The following is a 20,107-nucleotide window of genomic DNA, read 5'->3' on the forward strand; positions in this document are numbered from 1 at the left end:
GTCAGGACGCGAGTGCCATGGGGACGTCACCGCGCAGCAGGCAGTGCTTGCCGGTCTGCTTGCCCTTGTACATGGCGGCATCGGCCTTGCTGATGAGCTCGCGCACGTCCTTGCCGTCGAAGGGGGCCAGCACGTAGCCGATGGTCAGCCCCACGCTCACGCGCAGGTCGCGCAGCGTGAACGGTTCGCTGAAGGCCTGCAGCAGGCCTTCGCCGATCTCTCGCGCCTGCTCGGGCCGGGTGAGCTCGGGGGCCAGGATGATGAATTCATCGCCACCGGGGCGCGCCACCACATCGGTCTGGCGCCGCACGTTGTTCTGCAGCCGCTGCCCCACCGCCACCAGAAGGTCATCGCCCACGTCGTGGCCATGCGTGTCGTTGACGGGCTTGAAACCGTCCAGGTCCAGCAGGAACACCGCCACCATGCGGTTGGGCGCGCACTGCTGGAGTGCAGAATTCAGCGCGATCTGCATGCCGCGGCGGTTGGGCAGGCCCGTGAGCGGGTCGGTATGGGCCAGCGAGCGCATCACGTCGCGTTCGCGCAGGGCATTGAGCGTGGCCTTGCGCAACGCCTCGGAGCGCAGCCCCAGCACGCGCAGAAAGAGCAGCATGTCCACCGTGGCACCGAACTGGAAGGCGTGCAGCGTCCAGAAGTTCACGGGCACCAGGCCATGGACCAGCGCCGCCATCGTGGCAGCCGCCGCGCCGTAGACGGTCCAGGCCACCAGCAGCGTGGCACCGATGGGGTTTCCCTGGCGTGTCTGGCGCAGCGCTGCGGGCAGGCTTAGCAGGGTCGGCAACAGGCCGAACAGACTCATGAAGATTGTGGCTGCCTTGACGCTCAGCAGGTCCAACACGAAGGCCAGGCACACCAGGGCCGTGAGTGCGGCGCCGCCTTGCATGGTGCGGGCATAGCGGCTGTGCGGGGCGTCGCCCGCCATCGCCTGGCGCAGAAAGAGGAAGGAGCCCACCAGCGCCACCAGGCCAAAGATGATGGCCCCATGCATTTCCATCCACACGCTGCCCGGCCAGAGAAACTGCACGCCGATACCGAAGAACTGCAGTGAAAAGCCGGCACTGCCCAGCACCACCAGTGCATAGCAGGCAAACAGGCGGTCGCGCTGGCCCACCCACTGGAGCACGCTGTACAGCAGCAACCAGAAAGCCAGGCCATTGAGCAGGCCCTGCAGCATCTGCTCGCGCAAGGCCATCTTCAGGCGGTAGGGGGCCTCGCTGACCGTGATGGGCAGGATCATCGGGCCCAGCGTGCGCACGCGGATGAGCACGTCGTAGGCTTGCCCCGCCTGCAGGTTCAGGGCCAGGCCCGGGGTTCTGCTGGCGCCCGATGCCTTGCCGGGCACGCGAAGGTAGCCCAGCAATGCCTGCTGCAGCACCTGGCCCTGGCTGGTGAGGTAGATGTCCACCTCCTGCAGGGCGCCGTAGTCGATGTTGACGACCCACTGGTTGGTGGGCGCCTCGGGCACGGCCAGCGGAATGCGCAGCCACATGGCCTCCTGGTGCGTGCCGATCGAGCCGCCGCGCCGGGGCGGGGCCTCGAACCCGTCCAGCCGCCCGAGCATGTCGGTTGCCGACAGCGCGCGCGAGGCATCGGGCTGCAGGGTGATCACCTTCCACGCATCCAGACTATGGGCCTCGGATGTGAGCACCAGCGGCGTGGCCGCATGCGCCTTCTGGGGCACCAGCAGTATGAGCAGGCACAGCAGCAGCGCCACCACCGCAGCCAGGGCGCAGTGTGCCGTTGGGTACGGAGACCGGTGCTGCATGCTCATGGGCGGTGGAGAGGGGAGGGGGCGGTGCCGCGCGCGCTCCTGGCCCTGTCGCCGGCGCGAGGGCGCCACCATGCCGGACAAGCGGCCAGGGGAGGGATGGGCAGGGCACTGGACATGGAAGTCGGAAGGCGTGCAGGGCGTGTTCGGGGAGGCAGGAGGCCTGTCTGCGTGGTCGTTCGGCGCCCAGTATGCATTCAGAACGGGGTGGCGTGCTGAAAGCCGGCTGGGGCTGGGGTGGCGAGCAAGGCGGGCATGGTCAAATAGCCAGGGCCATGTTGCCATCGTTGCGGATGATGCAGTGCTTGCCGTTCTGCTTGCCCAAGTACATGGCGGCATCGGCCTGGCGGATCAGCTCGCGTGACTCCATGCTGTCCAGTGGGGCGAGCGCATAGCCGATGGTCAGGCCCACATGCACGCGCAGGTGGCTGAGCACGAAAGGCTCCTTGAACGCCTGCAGCAGGCCTTCTCCGAGTTCCCGCGCCTGCTCGGGTCGCGCCAGCTCGGACGCCATGATGATGAATTCGTCCCCACCCAGGCGCGCCACCATGTCGGTGTGGCGGCGCAGGTGGTCCTGCAACCGGTGCCCCACCGCCACCAGCAGATCGTCGCCGACATCGTGGCCGTGCACGTCGTTGATGGGCTTGAAACCGTCCAGGTCCAGCAGGTAGACGGCGATGATCCGCTGGGGTGAGCAGTGTGCCAGGGCCGACTGGAGCGCCAGTTGCACCCCGCGCCGGTTGGGCAGGCCGGTAAGGGCATCGGTGTAGGCCAGCGAGCGCATGGCGTCGCGTTCGCGCAGGGCATCGTCCGTGGCCTCGCGCAGGGCCTCGGAGCGCAGTCCAAGCACGCGCAGGAACAGCAGCATGTCCACAGTGGCACCGATCTGGAACGAATGCAGTGTCCAGAACGACAGCGGTGCCCAGCCCTGGACCAGCCCCACCATCACCGCAGCAGCGGCAAAGTACGCCACCCAGGCCAGGAACAGCGTGGCGCTGACTGTGTCGCCCTGGCGCACACGCTTGAGCGCCAGCGGCAGGCTCATCAGCGAGGGCAGGGGGCCGAACACGCTCAGGAAGGCGGTGGCCGCGCGCGTGTCGATCAGGTCCACGAGGAACGCGGCGCACACCACTGCGCAGAGCACGGCCCCGCCCTGCATGGCACGCAGAAAGCGGCTGCGCGGATGCTTGCCCACCAGCGCATGGCCCATGAACAGAAAGGAGCCTGCCAGCGCCAGCAGGCCGGCGGCGCTGGCAGCATGCAGCTCCATCCAGAGGTTGTTGCGCCACAGGAACTGGCTGCCGATGCCGAAGAACTGCAGCGAAAAACCGGCGCTGCCCGTGACCAGCATGGCGTAGTACAGGAACAGCGGCTCGCGCTGGCTCCACCACTGGCTCAGGCTGTAGCCCAGCAGGCACAGGGCCAGGCCGGCCAGCACGCCTTGCAGCATCTGTTCACGCAGCGCCATGGGCAGCAGCACCGGTGCCTTGCTGATGGACAGGGGCAGGATCATGGCACCACCGGTGCGCACCCGCACCAGCAGGTCGTAGGGCTGGCCCGGCTGCAGGTCCAGCATCATCGAGTGCGTGCGCCCGCGCAGCGGCCGCTCGGAGAAGGGCCGCAGGTTGCCCAGCAAGGCCTTCTGCACGACGGCACCGCCCTGCGTCAGGTAGAAGTCCACCTCGTTCAGCACGGGGTAGTCGATGTTCACGATCCAGGGGTGGCCCGGTGCCTGCGCCACGGCCAGCGGGACGTGCAGCCACACCGCATCCTGGCGCACGCCCAGCGTGCCGGCGGCCCCCCGGGGCGCCTCGAACTCCGGCAGGCGCGCCAGCACCTCCTGCGCCGTGAGCTGCCGGGCGGGGTCCGCGAGCAGGGTCATGTGTGGCCACAGGTCGCTGCTGGGGGTGCCTTCCCGCAGCAGCAGTGCAGGGGCGGCAGCTTGCGCGCTCAACGCAAGCGAGCCCAGCAGCAGCAAGGCCAGCCACGCCAGCACCAGGCGGCACCACCGCGCGCCAGCGGCCCGCCACCCGCGCGGGCGCGGTTGCCGGGGGGCGAGCATTGTGGGGCCGCAGCGGTTCACTACGCAGCGTCCTCGGCGGTGCTGGAAAGGTTCACGCTCCAGCTTCCACGCTTGGTAAAACGGTCCTCGATGCGGTTGATCCACTTGGGCGCATGGGGGTCGTCGCTCCAGTTGTGCACCACCCCGTCCACCTGGTTGAGCAACTCGCTGGGCAATTGCAGCGGCCGGGTCTGGCTCATCAGCACGCGGCTCATGAAGTGGTAGCCCAGGATGCGCGTGAGCGTGCGCACGATGGAAAAGCGCGGCAGCACCAGGCGCAGCACCCAGTCGATGACCCGGGCCACCAGCAGCACGCTCCAGAACAGCAGCGCCGATGACCAGGGTACGGGTTGGGTCAGGCCCAGGTCGCCCGCCGTGGCGCGCCCGCACAGAAAGCGCGTCATCAGCTGCGGAAAGGGCTTGGCGATGTCCCAGGGGATCGAGTTGGCCATGGTGGCCATGAGTGCCTGACCCAGGCCCGGGCGGGGATCGGGCGTCACCGGCTCGGCGCGGCCGCGGGCCTGCATGCGGGCCATCAGCTCCTTGCCCTGGTCCATGGTCTCGACCATCAGCTTGCGCTCGATGCCCAGGATGTGGCCCACCACGTTCCAGGCGTGCAGGTAGGCCTCCTCCTCGCGCGGCGGCAGGCCGATGCCCAGGCGGCGCATGCTGCGCAGGAACACATAGCCGAAGGTGAGCAGCGTGTAGGCCAGCTCTTCCTGGTTGCAGGGCAGGCCGTCGTTGGCCAGATCCCAGCCGCGCGCGAACAGCGCCTGGTACATGGTGGGCTTGGGCGACAGGCCCGGCAGTTGGCCGAGTGTGCCTGCGCCGACGATGTTCACCTGCGCCAGCAGGTCCTTCACGGCCGTCTGCGGTGCCCCGCGCATGATCAGGTTGCGGATGGTGGCGTGGATCAGGCGCACCTTGAGGATCTGCGCTACGCCTGCGCCGTCGTCGCTGGCCAGGCCGCCATGCATCATCACCGGGAAGATCATGGCGGCGGTGGAGCGGATGCGGTACTCGGTGTGCTGCTCCAGCTGGCCGGCGGTGTGCAGCACGCTGGAGAGATCGGGAATCACATAGCACTCGGGCAGGCTGGCGCAGAACAGCAGGATGCACGACAGCGCGCCGTGGTCGAAGAACAGCTTCTCTGCGCGCTTGATCTTCTCCTTGTCCGCCCAGTCGGGCAGCGCCTGGCCGGCGGCGAGGTAGCCCTGCAGGGCGGCGGCTATCTCCTCGTCCGTGCCTGCGGGGGCCTTCCAGCCGTCAATGCTGGCGTTGGTGGTCCACGTCGCGAACAATTGGTTGACGGCGCTGATGCGTACCCACTGGGTTGCTTTTTCGTCCGGGATGCCCGGTGGCCAGGGGCCCAGGATGTCATCGATGGTGCCATCGGCCAGCGGGTCCGCGTGCCGCTGCATGGCGGCCAGGGCCGCATCCGAGATGGCGGGCGTGCTGTGGTCGTTCATCGTGCGGCTTTCAACTGGTTGCGCCAGCGCTGCAGGCCGCCCAGTGCGCACAGCAAGGGGATGCCCATGGCAAACGGAGCGATGGACTTGATTTCCACCGGGTGGCCCAGGAACACCTGGAACACGATGCCGGCGCTGTAGATGCCCAGCGGCACGGTGGCGTGGCGCGGCAGGAAGTTGACCGAGCCCGCCTTGAGCGGCATCTTGCGCGTGGAAAAGCGGAAGGCGCAGAGGATGCAGAAGCTCACGAAGACCCAGCCGAAGAAGCCCTGCACGGTCTCGCCGAACCAGGCGCCGTCGGTCTTGGTCATGATCCAGGCCTTGAGCACGTATACCAGGTAGGGGTCGGCACCCAGATCGAAGGCTGTGACGATCATGGCCGCCAGGAACGACAGGAACAGCGCATTGCCCACCCCGGGCGCGCCGTCCACCGGTGCCTGCCAGACGATGAGGTTGCTGATCACATAGCCCGCATAGGTCAGCGCGAACCACATCATCGGGATGACCACGGGCACGCCCACGAAGCGCAGGCCCAGCACGTCGGTATAGGTGTAACTGCCGAAAAACCAGCCATGGGTGCTGCCCATCTGCTCGGCAAACCAGCCCAGCGAGACTGAAATCACCAGAAAGTGCAGCGCGGCCGCAGCGCCCAGCAAACGGGCGGCACTGGCCCAGGTGGCGGCGAACATCAGCACCGAGGCGATGGCAATGGCCAGAGTGACGCCTTTACCGGGCCCTATCGAGGTGTAGATCAGGTAGGCGGACACCAGCGCGAAGATCAGCACCGGCAGACGGACGGTCAGCGAATTGGAAGCAGGCATGAAACGTGTACACGCTGTTACAAAACCCCAGTGTAGGGGATTGTTGCGACAGATCCCCCGCTTTTTTGTCCTGAGAATCCGCCAACAGCGCGCTTTTCCCCCTCTATTTGTCAGTTCAACCATTGTGGCGTCAATTGCGCGCGCCCGTGAATAGACAGGAAGGATTAGAGACGCCCCCATTCATGGGGCGCTCCATGTGCAAAAAAATCCAGGCCTCCCGCTGTGCAGGAGGGCGGTACAGCAGCTTAGCCGTGTGCCGCCACGGCGGCCAGATTCAGCAGCGAGGCCTCGATGGCGGCGGCCGTGGCGAGGGGTTGTTCCATGGGAAAGAGGTGGCTGCCGTCCAGCATCATGGTGCGGCCCTCGGTGACGCGCAGCGTCATGGCCATGCCCACCTGCTTCATCTCTTCGGAGTCGCGCCCGCCGATGAAGGCGGCGGGGCACTGCAGCGGGTGCCTGCTGAGCAGGCGGCCCAGGTTGTGCGGCAGGGTGTTGTAGATGGCGGTTTCAACAGCGCGGTCGAAGCCGAGCACGCGCTTGCCGTCCTGGTCGGCCAGGCCGTGGGTGATGTAGTCCTGCAGCACCTCGGGGTGCCAGCGCGCAAAGGCCTTCTTGCGGCGAAAGTGCTCCAGCGCTTCGTCGCTGCTGGCCCAGGAAAAGCGCCGCTGGCGGCTGACCTTGCCGGGCGATATGGAGCCCACCACCTGGGTGCGCTTGGCCACGTCCAGCGCATTGGCGCGCCAGCCACCGAGCAGCGGCGAGTCGATCAGCAGCACGCCGCGCACCAGGTGCGGGTGGCGCGCCGCCGCCATCACGCTCAGAAATCCGCCCAGCGAGTGCCCCACCAGGAACACAGGCTCCCCCAGGCGCTCCACCTGCTGGCCCGCAAAATCCGCCAGGTGCTGCACCAGGTGCGGCCAGTTGTTGGAGACCGGGTACTCGGGCTCATGTCCGTACCGCTCCACCGCGCTGATGTCGAAGCCGCGTTGGCGCAGGAGCTTGAAGAGAAGGCGGTAGGTGCCCGCAGGGAAACTGTTGGCGTGCGAGAAGACGATAGGGAGCATGGGCGGTGAAACGGGGAGGTGCACGGCGGTAGGCCCGCCAGGCGCGGCACCTTCTTTAGATGAGCTTGTCCAGGTGGTTGGTGATCTTCTTGAGCGCCTTGCTGCGCGAGGGGTTCACCATGATGGGCACGGTCGTATCGCCCCCGCCCCAGGCAGGGTCCTCGATGCTGTCGAACACCTCACGCAGCTTCTGCCCCCAGTTGTCGTGCAGCATGCGGAAATAGGGGTTGTGCTCGTCGATGCAGATGATCTTGTCGGTGGCGAAGCGGTCTACCTCGTACACCACCAGATCCAGGGGCAGGCCCACCGAGAGGTTGGACTTGAGCGTGCTGTCCATGGACACCAGGGCGCACTTGGCGGCTTCGTCCAGCGGGGTTTCGGGTGTGAGCACGCGGTCCAGCACGGGCTTGCCGTACTTGGATTCGCCGACCTGGAAGTAGGGCGTCTCGGACGTGGCCTCGATGAAGTTGCCCGCCGAGTACACCTGGAACAGGCGCATGCCCTCGCCCTTGATCTGGCCGCCGAAGACCATGGAGACGTTGAAGTCCACCCCCGAGCGCTTGAGCGCCGCGCCGTCGCGCTCATGCACGTGGCGCACGGCGGCACCCAGCACGCGCGCGGCGTCAAACATGCTCTTGGCGTTCCAGATGGTGATGGGCTCTTCCTCGTCGCGGTCGATGATCTGCTCGGTCTGCAGGATCTCACGCACCGATTGCGAGATGGACAGGTTGCCCGCGGACAGCAGCACCATGAAGCGGTCGCCCGCCTTCTCGTACAGCATCATCTTGCGAAACGAGCTGATCTGGTCCAGGCCCGCATTGGTACGGGAATCGGACAGGAAAACCAGCCCGGCATTGAGTTTGATGGCGACGCAATACGTCATGGAGGCTTAGGTCGGCAAAAAGGAAAGCATTGTGGTGCGCCAATCGACGGCGCGAGGGGCTTGGCTAGGGTCTTAGGCCCTGCAGTGTGCACCAGCCTGGGCATCGGCGCTGCCGGGGCGTTTCAAAAACAATAGCAAAAGTGCCAGGCGGCGCAGTGGCAACCCCGGATTTTATGGCCAATCCGCCGCGAAGCGCTTCCCCCAGGCGACGCCATTGCCCGCAGGACACAAAATCTGACATCCCCACGGCGTGTTGGCTGACGTGAATTCGCGCCGCCATGCTTACCATCATTCACAACTCATACCTGAAGGCGGTACCTTGTTCCATTTTCCTACCCTTGCAAGGCCTGCGCTCGTGCCGCGCAGCATTCTGGTGGCTGCGGCCATTGCGCTGACCGCCTGCGGTGGCGGCGACAGCAAAAGCGATGGCGACGCCACGGTGCCGCCGCCAGTTGCCGCCGCAGGTGACCTCAAATCGGCTGCGCTGCTCAACACCATCACACCCGCTCAGATCACCGAGGCGCTCGCCAAAGATGCCTCCAAGGTGCAGGGCATCGTGCCGCGCTACTCCGTCACCTCCTACCGGCTGGAGTACCTGACCTCCGACGCCCAGGGGCGGGAGGTGCGCGCATCGGGCCTGGTCAGCGTGCCTGTCAAGGCACCCGGCGCCAGGAGCCCGGTGCTGGGCTACCAGCACGGCACCATCTTCACGAGCGCCGAGGCGCCCAGCAACAACGCGGTGGGGTCCGAGGTCGCGGTGGTGATGGCCTCGCTGGGCTACATCGTTGTGGCTCCGGACTACGTGGGTTACGGTGTTTCCAAGGGCGTGCCCCATCCCTATCTTCTGTCGGCTCCTACGGCTGCGGCCACTCTGGATATGCTGACTGCAGCGCGCACCTGGCGCGGCCAGGGCAATGCGGCCGACAACGGCCAGCTCTTCCTCACTGGTTATTCCGAAGGCGGCTACGCCACCATGGCGGCCCACCGCGCCCTGCAGGCCGGCACTGCGCCCGAGCGCCAGGCGCTGCGCATGGTGGTGACGGGCGCCGGGCCCTACAACGTGCAGGCCACGCTCGACGGGCTGGTGAACGTGGTGCGTGATCGCGAGCCTGTACTCGGCGCGTTGATCAACCCCGGCTTCCTGCGCTACCTGGGCGGCAGCGTGCAGCGCGAGGTGCGCCGCGCCCTGCTGAAAGCACTGCTGCCCGATGAGGCTGACGTAACCTTCGACAACCAGTTCATCGACAACTTCCTGGCCGACGACGTGCAGGCCGTGGCGCGCGTGAGCAGCGTGCACGACTGGAAGCCGCAGGTGCCCGTGCGCCTGTACCATGGCCGCGACGACGTCACCGTGCCCTATGGCAGCTCGGTCACCACGCTGCAGGCCATGCGCGCCCAGGGCGCGGGCGACCTCGTGACACTGACCAATTGCCCCGCCGTGCCCTCCAGCCACATCGGCTGCGTGCCGCCGTTCCTCAACTTCATGCTGGGCCAGCTGGCGCCCCTGGCACAGGATCTTTGATCTTCTCACGGATGCCGCCTCGGGGCGTGGCGGCATCCATATTGGGTGCGGTCGCGCGCGGTCTTCAGCCCTCGTCGATAGCTGGCGCTTCGCCAAGCCGCGCGATCACCGAGCGTGCGCGCTGGGGCCAACTGATCAAGGACATCGGCCTCAAGCTGGGGTGATGTTTCCCGTCATCCCGCCAGCTTCTTGAGCTGGTAGAGCGCATCGAGCGCCTCGCGCGGGCTCAGCGCGTCGGGGTGGATGCTGGCCAGCAGCGCCTCGATCGGGCTCGCCCCCGCGCTCTCGGGCATGGCCGGCACGGCGAACAGGTCCACCTGCAGTTCGTCCTCGCCTGCGCGCTCTTCCAGTGCAGCCAGCGCGTGGCGTGCATGGTTCAGCACGGCACCGGGCACGCCCGCGAGCTTGGCCACTTGGATCCCGTAGCTGCGGCTCGCGGGGCCGGGCTGGATCTCGTGCAGAAAGACGATGTCGGCGCCCGCCTCGGCCGCGCTCACATGCATGTTCACCGCGTGCCGCGCCTTGGCGGGCAGCTCGGTCAGCTCGAAATAGTGCGTGGCGAACAGCGTGAACGCGCGAGTCTTGTCATGCAGGTGGGTGGCGATGCCGCTGGCCAGGGCCAGGCCGTCGAAGGTGCTGGTGCCACGGCCAATCTCGTCCATCAGCACCAGGCTGTGCGGCGTGGCGGCGTGCAGGATCTGCGCGGCCTCGGTCATCTCCAGCATGAAGGTCGATTGCGCATTCGCCAGGTCGTCGGCCGCGCCGATGCGCGTGTGGATGGCGTCGATGGGCCCCAGGCGGCAGGCGCTGGCCGGCACGTGGCTGCCCATGCTGGCCAGCAGCACGATCAGCGCCACCTGGCGCATGTAGGTCGATTTGCCGCCCATGTTGGGGCCGGTGATGACCTGCATGCGCGTGTTGGCGTTCAGCCGCGTGTGGTTGGCGATGAAGTTGCCGGCCGATACCTCGGCCAGGCGCGCCTCTACCACCGGGTGGCGGCCGTCCTCGATCTCGATGCACGGCTCGGCCACGAACTGCGGCGCGCACCAGTTCAGCGTGAGTGAGCGTTCGGCCAGCGCGCAAAGCACATCCAACGTGGCCAGCGCCTGGGCCAGGCGGGTCAGGGCCGGCACGTGGGGCTGCAGCTGGTCCAGCACCTGCTCGTACAGCCATTTCTCGCGCGCCAGAGCGCGTTCGTTGGCCGACAGCGCCTTGTCCTCGAAGGTCTTGAGCTCGGGCGTGATGAAGCGCTCGGCGTTCTTCAGCGTCTGGCGGCGGCGGTAGTCGTCGGGCACCTTGTCCAGGTTGCTGCTGGTGACCTCGATGTAAAAGCCGTGCACCTTGTTGAACTGCACGCGCAGGTTGGCGATGCCGGTGCGGGCCTTCTCGCGCGTCTCCAGGTTAAGCAAAAAGTCGTCGCAGTTGGTCTGTATGGCGCGCAGTTCGTCGAGCTCGCTGTCGAAGCCCGTGGCCATCACGCCGCCGTCGCGCACCAGGGCCGCGGGCTCTTCGGTGATGGCGCGCTGCAGCAGCTCGGGGCAGTCCACCGGCGGGTGCAGCTGTTCGAAGATCTCCGCCAGATAGGGCTCGGCCGCCTGGCCGGCACGCGCCAGCAGGGCCGCCTTGTGCAGCGTCTTGCACAGGCCCACCAGTTCGCGCGGGCGCACCTGGCGCAGGGCGATGCGCGCGGTGATGCGCTCCACGTCGCTCACGCCCTTGAGTTCGCCGCGCAGCGTGGCCCAGGGGCCGGCGCCGCCAGAGGCACCTCCCGCGCCGCGCAGCGCAGTGGTGGCGGCCAGGCGCTGGCGCGCTGCGGTTCGATCGCGCGGGGGCTCCAGCAGCCAGGTCTTGAGCAAGCGGCTGCCCATGCCGGTCATGCAGGTGTCGAGCAGCGAGAACAGGGTGGGCGCATCCTCGCCGCGCAGGGTGCGGGTGATCTCCAGGTTGCGGCGCGTGCTGGCAGGCAGGTCGATCAGGTCGTCGCCGCGCTGCACCTGCACGCTGTGCACGTGGGTCAGCGTGCGGCCCTGGGTGTGCTCGGCATAGGCCAGCAGGCCCGCTGCGGCCGCATGGGCCTGGGTCAGCTCCTGCGCCCCCCAGGCCTGCAGGCTGGCCGCGCCCAGGTGCTCCAGCAGCTTGCGCTCGCCCAGCGTGGCGTCGAATTGCCAGTCGGGCCGGGGGCCCATCGGGCAGGTAAAGGCGCCGCCCTGGCGCAGCACCTGCAGCTGCTGCTCGAAGCGCTCGGTCACGCCGGCGCTGTAGATCACCTCGCTGGGCGCCACGCGCGCCAGCCAGGTGCCCACCTCGTCCTGCGCGCATTCGGCCAGGTACACGCGGCCCTGGGTCACGCTCAGCCAGGCCAGGCCAGCGCGCCCGCGCTGACCCTGGTGCACGGCCAGCAGCATGGACTCGGTCTTGTCCGAAAGCAACTCGGTATCGGTCAGCGTGCCGGGGGTGACCACGCGCACCACCTTGCGCTCCACGGGGCCCTTGGCCGTGGCCACGTCGCCCACCTGCTCGCAGATGGCGACCGACTCGCCCATCTTGATCAGCCGGCCCAGGTAGTTCTCCAGCGCGTGGAAAGGCACGCCCGCCATCACAACAGGCTGCCCGCCGGACTGGCCGCGCTGGGTCAGCGTGATGTCCAGCAGGCGCGCGGCCTTCTCGGCGTCGGCATAGAACAGCTCGTAGAAGTCGCCCATGCGGTAGAAGACGAGCGTGTCCGGGTGCGCAGCCTTCAGGGAGAAGTACTGCTGCATCATCGGGGTGTGCGAGGTTATGTCTGCTTTATCCATTTAAATCAATGACTTGGCGGCATGCGGCCAGCGCTTGGGGGAATTCTGGCGCAATTTGGTACGGTGCGCGGGGCCGTATTCTCGCCCGCCGCACCGGTGGTCCCACCTGGAGTGCCGGGGCTGAGTAGGGAGCCTCGCAATGCAAGGCGGCACGCCCGCCGCAGCGGGAGATGCTTTGTGGATGATCCAACGGGCCTCTGTGGCCGCGGACCCATCGGCCCCATGGGTTGTCTTGCGGCCGTTGCGATCAACAGCGGCCGCCTGCGCCAGGATGGATGACCGGGTGCGCGTCACGCCGCGGCAAGCCGCTCCTTCGCCAACTGGGCGCCTGCTGCCAGCGCTTGCAGCTTGCGCCATGCCACATCCCGCCCCATCGGCGCCAGACCGCAATTGGTGCACGGAAACAGCCGCTCCTTGGGCACGAACTCCAGCGCCCGGCCGATGGTGTCAGCCACTTCCTCGGGGGTCTCGACCACATCGCTGGCCACATCGATCACGCCGACCATCACATCCTTGCCAGCCAGCAGCTTCATCAGGTCGGGCGGCACATGGGAGTGGATGCACTCCAGGCTCACCTGGTCGATGCTGCTCTTGGCAAGGGCAGGGAACACCGTCTCATACTGGCGCCACTCGTCGCCCAGGGTGCTCTTCCAGTCGGTATTGGCCTTGATGCCGTAGCCGTAGCAGATGTGCACCGCCGTCGTACAGGTCAAGCCCTGCGCAGCGCGCTCGAGCGCCTGCACGCCCCAGTCGGCGGCATCCTTCATGTAGACGTTGAACGCGGGCTCATCGAACTGGATGATGTCCACGCCATCGGCCTGCAGCGCGAGCGCTTCCTGGTTCAGCAGTTCGGCGAAGGCGAAGGCCATCTTCACCTTGTCGCCGTAGAAGCGGTCGGCCACGGTGTCGACGATGGTCATCGGGCCGGGCAGGGTGAATTTGAGCTTCTTCTTCGTGTGCGCGCGCGCCAGTTGGGCCTCGAAGGCATGCACGCGGCCCTTCAGGCGCAGGGCCGAAACCACCTGCGGCACCATCGCGTCGTAGCGATTGTCGCGGATGCCCATCTTCACCTTGTGCTCGAAGTCGATGCCCTCGACCTGCTCCAGGAAGCCGTGCACGAAATGCTGGCGCGATTGCTCACCGTCGCCCACGATGTCCAGCCCTGCGTCTTCCTGGGCCTTGATCCACAGCAAGGTCGCATCGGCCTTGGCCTGGCGCAGCGCATCGCCTTCGGCCATCCACTGAGGCCAGAGCTTGTTGGTTTCGGCCAGCCAGGCGGGCTTGGGCAGGCTGCCGGCGATGGAGGTTTCAAACATCTGGGAATTCCTTTGAAGCAAAAATGGATGGGGTGAGCATATGCTGGCGCCGTTTGGCCCGCTTGATGCGCTATGCCGTGGTTATCAGATCGCGCCATCAGAGCGCGTAGTCGGCAGCCCATTGTTCAAGAACGTTCCTGTACGGCTTGATGAAGTGCTCTTCTGCAAATTTCCCCTGCGTGACAGCCAGTTGGCTGCGTTCTTCGCGGTCGTAGACAATCTGGGTCGACGAGTAATCCTGGTTTTTCAGGCTCGGTTTGTAGAGTTTGCCTGCGGCAGAGTTGGCGTTGTAGATTTCGGGGCGATAGATCTTCTGGAAGGTTTCCATGGTGCTGATGGTGCCAATCAACTCGAGATTCGTGTAGTCGCCCAGCAGGTCGCCGTGAAAGTAGAAAGCCAGTGGCGCAACGCCATTCGGCGGCATGAAGAATCGCACCTGCATCCCCATCTTGGCAAAGTACTGGTCGGTCGAGGACAGTTCATTTTGCTGGTACTCGACACCCAGCACCGGGTGCTGGTTTCCGGTCCGCTGGTAGGTCTTGCTGGTCGAGGCGCTGATGCAGATGACAGGCGGCTTGCCGAAACGCTCCTTGTACAGGCCCGAGTTGGCAAACTGCTGGAACAGCTTTCCATGCAGGTCGCCAAAATCATGAGGCATGCCGAATTCCGCGCGATGGGCGTTGTATTGCGGCAGCACCACGCTGAAGTCGTAGTCGCGCACGTAGGATGAGAAATTGTTCCCTGCGATGCCGTCGATGCGCTTGTTCGTTTTCTGGTCGAGGATGCAGGGTTTCAGTATCTCGATCAGCGGAAACGCACCACTGGTGCCCTTGGCGTCCAGGCTCATCTCGACGGAGATGATCTCAAGCTCGACCGCGTAACGGTCTCCCGTCGGATTGTCCCAATGCGCCAGGTCATTGAAGCGGTTGTCGATCATCCTCAGCGTTTTGCGCAGGTTCTGTTGCCGGTTTGTTCCGCGGGCCAGGTTGGCAAAGTTGGTGGTGATGCGCGTACTGTCCGATGGCTGGTAGTTTTCATCGAAACGGATGCTCTTGAGGCTAAAGGCAAGTTCTTTGGTCATTGTGATCGGGTGGGCTGATTGTTGAAAGAAAAGACGGTTCTTGCTTCAGGCCGCAACCATTTCCTGGACCACAGAGGGCCGGGCTTGGCGCGCCAATTGACCAATGGCAATGCCCGTTGGACCGCCAGCCGGGCGCGCTCGATCAGGGCCTCGTTCTGCAGGCGGTAGTCGGCGAAATCGTGGTCCGTCGCGTAGACGCCCAGCGGCAAGGTGCGTGCCTGGAAGAAGCTGAACAGCGGCCGCAACTGGTGGTCGATCACCAGGGCATGGCGCTCGCTGCCGCCGGTGGCAGCCAGCAAGACCGGCTTGTCGACCAGGGCGTCCTGGTGGATGAAGTCGAAGAAGTGCTTGAACAATCCCGTGTAGGAGCCCCGGTAGACCGGCGTTGCCACCACCAGAACGTCGGCCTGTTCGACCGCTGCCAGTTCCCGCTCCACCGTGTCGGGCAGTTGGGAGCGCCAGACCGCCCCGGCCAGCTGCGGTGCGAGCTGGCCCAGTTCGACCAGGTGCTGTTCGCACGGGAACGCGTCGGCGATTAGGTCCAGCAGATGCCTTGCCAGGGTTGCCGCCTTGGAGGGACGCTGCAGCCCGCCAGAAACCGCAACGATACGCAGTGGATGTGCCGTGTTTGCTTTCATGGGAGTGGATGCTATTGGCGCGCAATGATGAAGTAAAATGGTTTTATTTCACGTATCCATGAATATGGCTCATTTGAATGCTTGAGCGCATCCACCTCAGCATCGTCCAGCAGGTCGAAAAACAAGGGTCGTTGACGGCCGCCGCAGGCGTGCTGAACCTGACCCAGTCGGCCCTGAGCCACAGCATGAAAAAGCTGGAGCAGCAACTGGGCACCGACATCTGGCTGCGCGAAGGCCGCAGCCTGCGCCTGACGCAGGCCGGCCAGTACCTGCTGGCGGTGGCCAACCGGGTGCTGCCGCAGCTGGATCTGGCCGAAGAGCGCCTGGGCCAGTTCGCGCAGGGCGAGCGTGGTGCGCTGCGCATCGGCATGGAATGCCACCCGTGCTACCAGTGGCTGCTCAAGGTGGTGTCACCCTACCTGGCCGCATGGCCCGACGTGGATGTGGACGTGAAGCAGAAATTCCAGTTCGGCGGGATCGGCGCGCTCTTCGGCTACGAGATCGACCTCTTGGTCACGCCCGACCCGCTGTTCAAGCCCGGTCTGAAGTTCGAGCCCGTGTTCGACTACGAGCAGGTGCTCGTCGTGGCCAGGGGCCATGCCCTGGCCGGCGCGGCCTACGTGAAGCCGCAGCAACTGACCCAGGAGGTGCTCATCAGCTACCCCGTGGACATCGAGCGCCTGGACATCTACAACCAGTTCCTGTTGCCCGCCGGCGTAACGCCCAGGCGCCACAAGGCCATCGAAACCACCGACATCATGCTGCAGATGGTTGCCAGCGGCCGCGGTGTGGCCGCGCTGCCGCGCTGGCTGGTCGAGGAGTACGCGGCCAAGATGGACGTGGTGCCCGTGCGGCTGGGCGTGCGCGGCATCGCCAAGCAGATCTTCCTGGGAGCACGCGAGGCGGATACCGCCATCGACTACGTGAGGGCCTTCATCGAACTGGCCCGCCAGCCTGCCGCGGCCCTCGCCATTGCGCCAAACGCCAAACGCCAAATGCTGAACGCTGAACGCTGAACGCTGAACGCCGCGATCGAACGCAAACCGCTGGTGTCGCGTTCGATTGCCCGGGCCGGGCCCCTTTGGACCCTAGGCCGGGATGAAAGTCCCGTGAAAGCCCAGTGGCACCGCCCGGTCCATGCTGCCCTGGGCCAGCGGGCCCTGGGCCAGCCGGCGGGCGTCGAACACCGATAGCAGCGTGCGACGGCGGAGTAGGTCCAGCGCCGTGCCCACCAGCCAGCCCTCGCCTTCCTTGGGGCCGGCCGTGCGGGCGGGGATGAACACATGTTCCTCGACCATCACGTCGGCGCCGTAGCGGTAGCGGTCCACCTTGCCGGTGTCCACGTTCAGCCGCGCGACGCAGTCGAAGCCTGGGCGGTTCGACACGGCGACCCGCTCGGCCATGAAGAGCTCCCTGTGCCGGCGGCCGACGAAACGGGGATCGATGCGCGGGAATTCGGCGTGGTGCGCCTGCAGGTTCTGCCGCGCACGCCCGCTGCGCGTGTCCAGTTCGACCAGGGCCACGGCATGCGAGGGTTCGCCCTTGAAGTCGCCGCGCATCAGTTCGCGAAAGCCCTGGTTGATGGCCGAGTCATCCTTGGAGCGGATGTAGTCGAGGTGGATGACTCCCTTGCCGTCCTCCCAGGCGTTGCCGGTGTGGAACAGGAAGCCGGTGGGCAGCTCCATCCATTGCGCCTGGTCGAGCCGGTCCTTGTGCAGCACCAGCGCCCGCATGCCCAGCTGTGGCTTCCAGACATGGCTGTCCAGGAAGGTGCTGCCCGCATGGGCCCGGTCCACATCGAACACGAGCGGGGGCAGCAGGAACACAAGGTGCTGCTCGGTCACCGCGAAGTCGTGCACCATGGCCATGTCCGGCACCTTGAGCGTGGCGGTTCGCACCTGCCCCTGGGCCGATACCTGGTAGATCGACAGCAGCCCATGGGCACTGCTCACGCCAAAATTCCACAGCGTGCCGTCGGCACCGATCTTGGGGTGGGCTGAGAAGGGCATGCCCGCATGTTCCGGCGTCCAGGTCTTGAGGGCCCCGGTTTCCAGGGTGTCGGCATCGAACCGCGTGGCCGAGCCGCCTTCCCACAGGGCGAGGGTTTCGCCCGCGTGGTGCACCACGCTGGTGTTGGCCACGTTGCCCGCATCGGCCGAGGCCATGGGGCTGCCCCCGGCCACCTGGGTGCCGAAGCTGTGGTGCAGGCGCCGGCCGGCCGCGTTCTCCGCCAGAAACTTCTGCGTGCGCAGAAAGCGCGCCTGGTGCGTGAGGCCCTGGTCGCTGAAGCGGTATTGCTGGATCATCCCGTCGCCGTCGAACCAGTGCTGGTAGCGCACATCGCCCAGGCTGTGTTGCGCAGGGCCATTGCGCAGCAGGGTGCCGCGCAAGTCCTTGGGCAGCTTGCCGCGCAGCTGCATGGGTTGGGGCGCGAGGTCGGCCTGCAGGCCCTCGAAGCCAAGGGTCCAGGGCGCGCCGCTGCGCCGCTCGTTGAAAGCGCTCAGCGTGGCGCCGGACTCGGGCCCGCCAGCAGCGTGTGCGGCAGAAAAGGGCAGGGCGCCCAGCGCGCTGCCGGCGGATCCCAGGGCCAGTGACTGGCAAAAGAGGCGTCGGTCCATGGTGTGTACTCCTGGTGTGCCGTTCACCGCAGCTGGATGGTGATGGTGGTGTCCTGCTGCAGCTCGAAGGCCGCATCCTGGAAGCGGGGCGGGCCCATGTTGCCCTGGGCGTCGCGGCTGAAGCCGGTGCGCTCCTGGGGCATGCCGACCAGGTTGGTGTCCAGTTTGCCGTTGCCGTTCTCGTCCTGGTACAGCGACAGCGCATAGCTGCCGGCGGGCAGGTCGCGCAGCACCAGCACGGTCTTGTCGCCCGACACCAGGGCCATGCCGCTCTGCACCGCCTTGCTGAACTTCAGCCAGCCGTCGGCGGAGCCATAGACCGCAGCCAGCACCGGCCCCTTGTCCGCCTTGGTGTTGCCCACCTCCACGGTCAGGTCCAGCGCATGCGCGTTGCCCAGTGCCAGGCATGCGCCGGCCAGGGCCAGGGCGCGCGCAGCGCGTGGAAGGTTGAGGGCGGTCAAAGGGGGCAAAGCCATCGTCATGTGCAGTTCTCCAGGGTGGATGGAGACATCCGTGTCTCCACTGCCCGCACTGTAAGAATGGCCCGGCCCGGCTGCCACTGGCGTGCGACGAAGTGGTGCAGGCGCGGCGCGAAAGGGGGTTGGCAGGGTGCGGGTGGCGGTGCCGGCGGTCGCCCGGTGCAACTGGTCGCACGCGCGACCTGCACAGAAATAAACGCGCCCCGGCGACAGAACGTGGGAACATGCGTCCGGGCGCCACCGGGTATTACCCTGACAAAATAAGCGGCCTGTGGTTGTTACGTTTTGACATACTTTGCGGTGTACATTGGTGGCTGCCGCCGCCATGACAATGTGCGGCCCACCGTTTGTGAGAGGTTTCAGAGCGACTGTGATTTCTGCCGAACTCCTGACCGATCTGTTTGCGGGTGCCGGTGAAGACTTCGTGGAGTCTTCGGCGCAGGCGCGCCTGCAGGCCCTGCTCGATGCCGTGCCTGTGGCGCTGATGGAATTCCGTCCGCAGGATGGGCGTTTGCTCCTGCGCGCGGCCAATGCCGCCGCGCGGCGCATGCCTGGCCTGGGGGGCGTGCGCGCCAGCGGCGCCGATGCAGTCGATGTCTTCGACCTGCTGGCCAGCACCAACCTGGTGGACCAGCTGCAGACCGTGGCGCGCACCGGCATGCTGCTGGAATGCCGCCAGGTGGCGCGCGAGCCAGGGCGGCTGCTGGTGGCCTGGGACGTGTCGGCACGCCGGCTCGACAACGGCTCCATCGTCGTCACGGTGCGCGATGCGAGCGAGGCCGAGAGCCTGCGCGCTGCGCTGGCCGCTTCCGAGCACGCGCTGCAGGATGTGCGGCGCGAGCTGCGCGAGCAGACCGATGTGTTCAATACCATGGAAAGCCTGGCCCAGACCGGGCACTGGCGGCGCATCGAGGACCCGGGCGAGACGGTGCTGCTGTGGTCCCCTGGCCTGTGCGACATTGCGGGCGTGGAGCGGCAGGAATGGGTGAGCCCCGAGCGCGCCGTCAGCGGCATCCTGGCCGAAGACCGCCATGTGTTCGAGACCGCGCGCGAGCGCGGCACCGGTGCCGATGTCGAGTACCGCTGGAAGCGCCCCGATGGCGAGATCCGCTGGATGCGCTCGCGCGTGCACCGGCTCATTGCCAAGGACGGCATGCGGGTGGACATGGGCGTGGTGCAGGACGTGACCGACGAGCGCCGCGCCGCCGAGCAGTTGCGCGAGCAACTGCTGTTCATTCAGCGCATTGCCAGCCGCATACCGGGCTTCATCTACCAGTACCGCCTGCACCTGGATGGCGTCACCAGCGTGCAGTACATCAGCGATGCGGTGCGCGACTTCATGGGGGTGGAGCCGCACGAGGTGACGGCCGACCATGGCGTGCTCTCCAACTGGGTGCTGGCCGAGGACCTGCAGGCCCTGCAGCGCTCGGCCCTGCAGTCGGTGCGCAAGCTCGTGCCCTGGCAGTGCGAGTACCGGGTGCGCATGCCCGATGGCAGCATCCGCTGGCACATGACGAACGCCATCCCGCACCGCGAGGCCGATGGCTCGGTGATCTCGCATGGCTTCACCATG

14 protein-coding genes and 1 pseudogene are annotated in these 20,107 nt (G+C 66.5%); 3 read left to right on the top strand and 12 right to left on the bottom strand.

What is annotated here, in order from left to right; genetic code table 11:
* Position 1 precedes the first annotated feature (1 nt).
* From QYL93_RS19850 to QYL93_RS19875, 6 genes are all read right to left on the bottom strand, one after another.
* Positions 2-1,789 (bottom strand): diguanylate cyclase domain-containing protein, encoded by a 1,788-nt coding sequence (locus tag QYL93_RS19850; RefSeq protein ID WP_370877007.1) that lies wholly within the window; start codon positions 1,787-1,789, stop codon positions 2-4.
* Between the two features lie 256 nt (positions 1,790-2,045).
* A complete protein-coding gene (locus tag QYL93_RS19855; RefSeq protein WP_305745259.1) occupies positions 2,046-3,848 on the bottom strand; it encodes a diguanylate cyclase in 1,803 nt (600 codons plus the stop codon).
* A 20-nt stretch (positions 3,849-3,868) separates the two neighbouring features.
* Positions 3,869-5,317: an oxygenase MpaB family protein gene (locus QYL93_RS19860; RefSeq protein ID WP_305745260.1), complete on the bottom strand. Its 1,449-nt coding sequence runs from the start codon at positions 5,315-5,317 to the stop codon at positions 3,869-3,871.
* The gene (locus QYL93_RS19865) at positions 5,314-6,138 is read right to left on the bottom strand and encodes a carotenoid biosynthesis protein (protein WP_305745261.1); all 825 of its coding nucleotides are present in this window, start codon (positions 6,136-6,138) and stop codon (positions 5,314-5,316) included. Before QYL93_RS19865 ends, QYL93_RS19860 begins: the two co-directional genes overlap by 4 nt.
* A 245-nt stretch (positions 6,139-6,383) precedes the next feature.
* Complete coding sequence (locus QYL93_RS19870) at positions 6,384-7,202, bottom strand: alpha/beta fold hydrolase (protein ID WP_305745262.1); 819 nt, start codon at positions 7,200-7,202, stop codon at positions 6,384-6,386.
* A 55-nt stretch (positions 7,203-7,257) separates the two neighbouring features.
* Positions 7,258-8,085 (bottom strand): proteasome-type protease, encoded by an 828-nt coding sequence (locus tag QYL93_RS19875; RefSeq protein WP_057201192.1) that lies wholly within the window; start codon positions 8,083-8,085, stop codon positions 7,258-7,260.
* Positions 8,086-8,440: 355 nt separating this feature from the next.
* Here QYL93_RS19875 and QYL93_RS19880 point away from each other — a divergent pair, with 355 nt between their 5' ends.
* Positions 8,441-9,607 (top strand): S9 family peptidase, encoded by a 1,167-nt coding sequence (locus QYL93_RS19880; protein WP_305745263.1) that lies wholly within the window; start codon positions 8,441-8,443, stop codon positions 9,605-9,607.
* Positions 9,608-9,780: 173 nt separating this feature from the next.
* On the opposite strand, the gene mutS is transcribed toward QYL93_RS19880, so the two are convergent.
* From mutS to msuE, 4 genes and pseudogenes are all read right to left on the bottom strand, one after another.
* Positions 9,781-12,402: a DNA mismatch repair protein MutS gene (gene mutS, locus QYL93_RS19885; RefSeq protein WP_305745264.1), complete on the bottom strand. Its 2,622-nt coding sequence runs from the start codon at positions 12,400-12,402 to the stop codon at positions 9,781-9,783.
* A 290-nt stretch (positions 12,403-12,692) separates the two neighbouring features.
* Positions 12,693-13,718, bottom strand: coding sequence for a methionine synthase (locus tag QYL93_RS19890; protein ID WP_305745265.1), 1,026 nt, complete (start codon positions 13,716-13,718; stop codon positions 12,693-12,695).
* Between the two features lie 97 nt (positions 13,719-13,815).
* Positions 13,816-14,799, bottom strand: coding sequence for a DUF1852 domain-containing protein (locus QYL93_RS19895; protein WP_305745266.1), 984 nt, complete (start codon positions 14,797-14,799; stop codon positions 13,816-13,818).
* Positions 14,800-14,844: 45 nt separating this feature from the next.
* A pseudogene (gene msuE, locus QYL93_RS19900) lies at positions 14,845-15,437 on the bottom strand (FMN reductase).
* A 77-nt stretch (positions 15,438-15,514) separates the two neighbouring features.
* On the opposite strand from msuE, the gene QYL93_RS19905 reads away from it, so the two are divergent.
* On the top strand, positions 15,515-16,453 hold the full coding sequence (locus tag QYL93_RS19905; RefSeq protein WP_305745267.1) for a LysR family transcriptional regulator: 939 nt from the start codon (positions 15,515-15,517) through the stop codon (positions 16,451-16,453).
* 72 nt (positions 16,454-16,525) lie between these two features.
* On the opposite strand, the gene QYL93_RS19910 is transcribed toward QYL93_RS19905, so the two are convergent.
* Complete coding sequence (locus QYL93_RS19910; RefSeq protein ID WP_305745268.1) at positions 16,526-18,055, bottom strand: carotenoid oxygenase family protein; 1,530 nt, start codon at positions 18,053-18,055, stop codon at positions 16,526-16,528.
* Positions 18,056-18,078: 23 nt separating this feature from the next.
* Entirely contained in the window at positions 18,079-18,537 is a 459-nt protein-coding gene (locus QYL93_RS19915; RefSeq protein WP_305745269.1) for a DUF2141 domain-containing protein, read from the bottom strand.
* A gap of 367 nt (positions 18,538-18,904) precedes the next feature.
* On the opposite strand from QYL93_RS19915, the gene QYL93_RS19920 reads away from it, so the two are divergent.
* Positions 18,905-20,107, top strand: a 1,203-nt coding sequence (locus QYL93_RS19920; RefSeq protein ID WP_305745270.1) for a PAS domain-containing protein, incomplete at its 3' end; no start/stop codon positions are given.

The sequence above is a fragment of the Acidovorax sp. A1169 genome, assembly GCF_030704685.1.
In the GTDB taxonomy this organism is placed as follows: Bacteria; Pseudomonadota; Gammaproteobacteria; order Burkholderiales; family Burkholderiaceae_C; genus Acidovorax.

What these genes read in the sequence shown, in the direction of transcription:
- mutS (WP_305745264.1), bottom strand. Translation starts at nt 12,402, where the DNA reads ATGGATAAAGCAGACATAACCTCGCACACCCCGATGATGCAGCAGTAC.
- QYL93_RS19855 (WP_305745259.1), bottom strand. Translation starts at nt 3,848, where the DNA reads ATGCTCGCCCCCCGGCAACCGCGCCCGCGCGGGTGGCGGGCCGCTGGC.
- QYL93_RS19895 (WP_305745266.1), bottom strand. Translation starts at nt 14,799, where the DNA reads ATGACCAAAGAACTTGCCTTTAGCCTCAAGAGCATCCGTTTCGATGAA.
- QYL93_RS19910 (WP_305745268.1), bottom strand. Translation starts at nt 18,055, where the DNA reads ATGGACCGACGCCTCTTTTGCCAGTCACTGGCCCTGGGATCCGCCGGC.
- QYL93_RS19890 (WP_305745265.1), bottom strand. Translation starts at nt 13,718, where the DNA reads ATGTTTGAAACCTCCATCGCCGGCAGCCTGCCCAAGCCCGCCTGGCTG.
- QYL93_RS19850 (WP_370877007.1), bottom strand. Translation starts at nt 1,789, where the DNA reads ATGAGCATGCAGCACCGGTCTCCGTACCCAACGGCACACTGCGCCCTG.
- QYL93_RS19875 (WP_057201192.1), bottom strand. Translation starts at nt 8,085, where the DNA reads ATGACGTATTGCGTCGCCATCAAACTCAATGCCGGGCTGGTTTTCCTG.
- QYL93_RS19905 (WP_305745267.1), top strand. Translation starts at nt 15,515, where the DNA reads ATGCTTGAGCGCATCCACCTCAGCATCGTCCAGCAGGTCGAAAAACAA.
- QYL93_RS19865 (WP_305745261.1), bottom strand. Translation starts at nt 6,138, where the DNA reads ATGCCTGCTTCCAATTCGCTGACCGTCCGTCTGCCGGTGCTGATCTTC.
- QYL93_RS19860 (WP_305745260.1), bottom strand. Translation starts at nt 5,317, where the DNA reads ATGAACGACCACAGCACGCCCGCCATCTCGGATGCGGCCCTGGCCGCC.
- QYL93_RS19915 (WP_305745269.1), bottom strand. Translation starts at nt 18,537, where the DNA reads ATGACGATGGCTTTGCCCCCTTTGACCGCCCTCAACCTTCCACGCGCT.
- QYL93_RS19870 (WP_305745262.1), bottom strand. Translation starts at nt 7,202, where the DNA reads ATGCTCCCTATCGTCTTCTCGCACGCCAACAGTTTCCCTGCGGGCACC.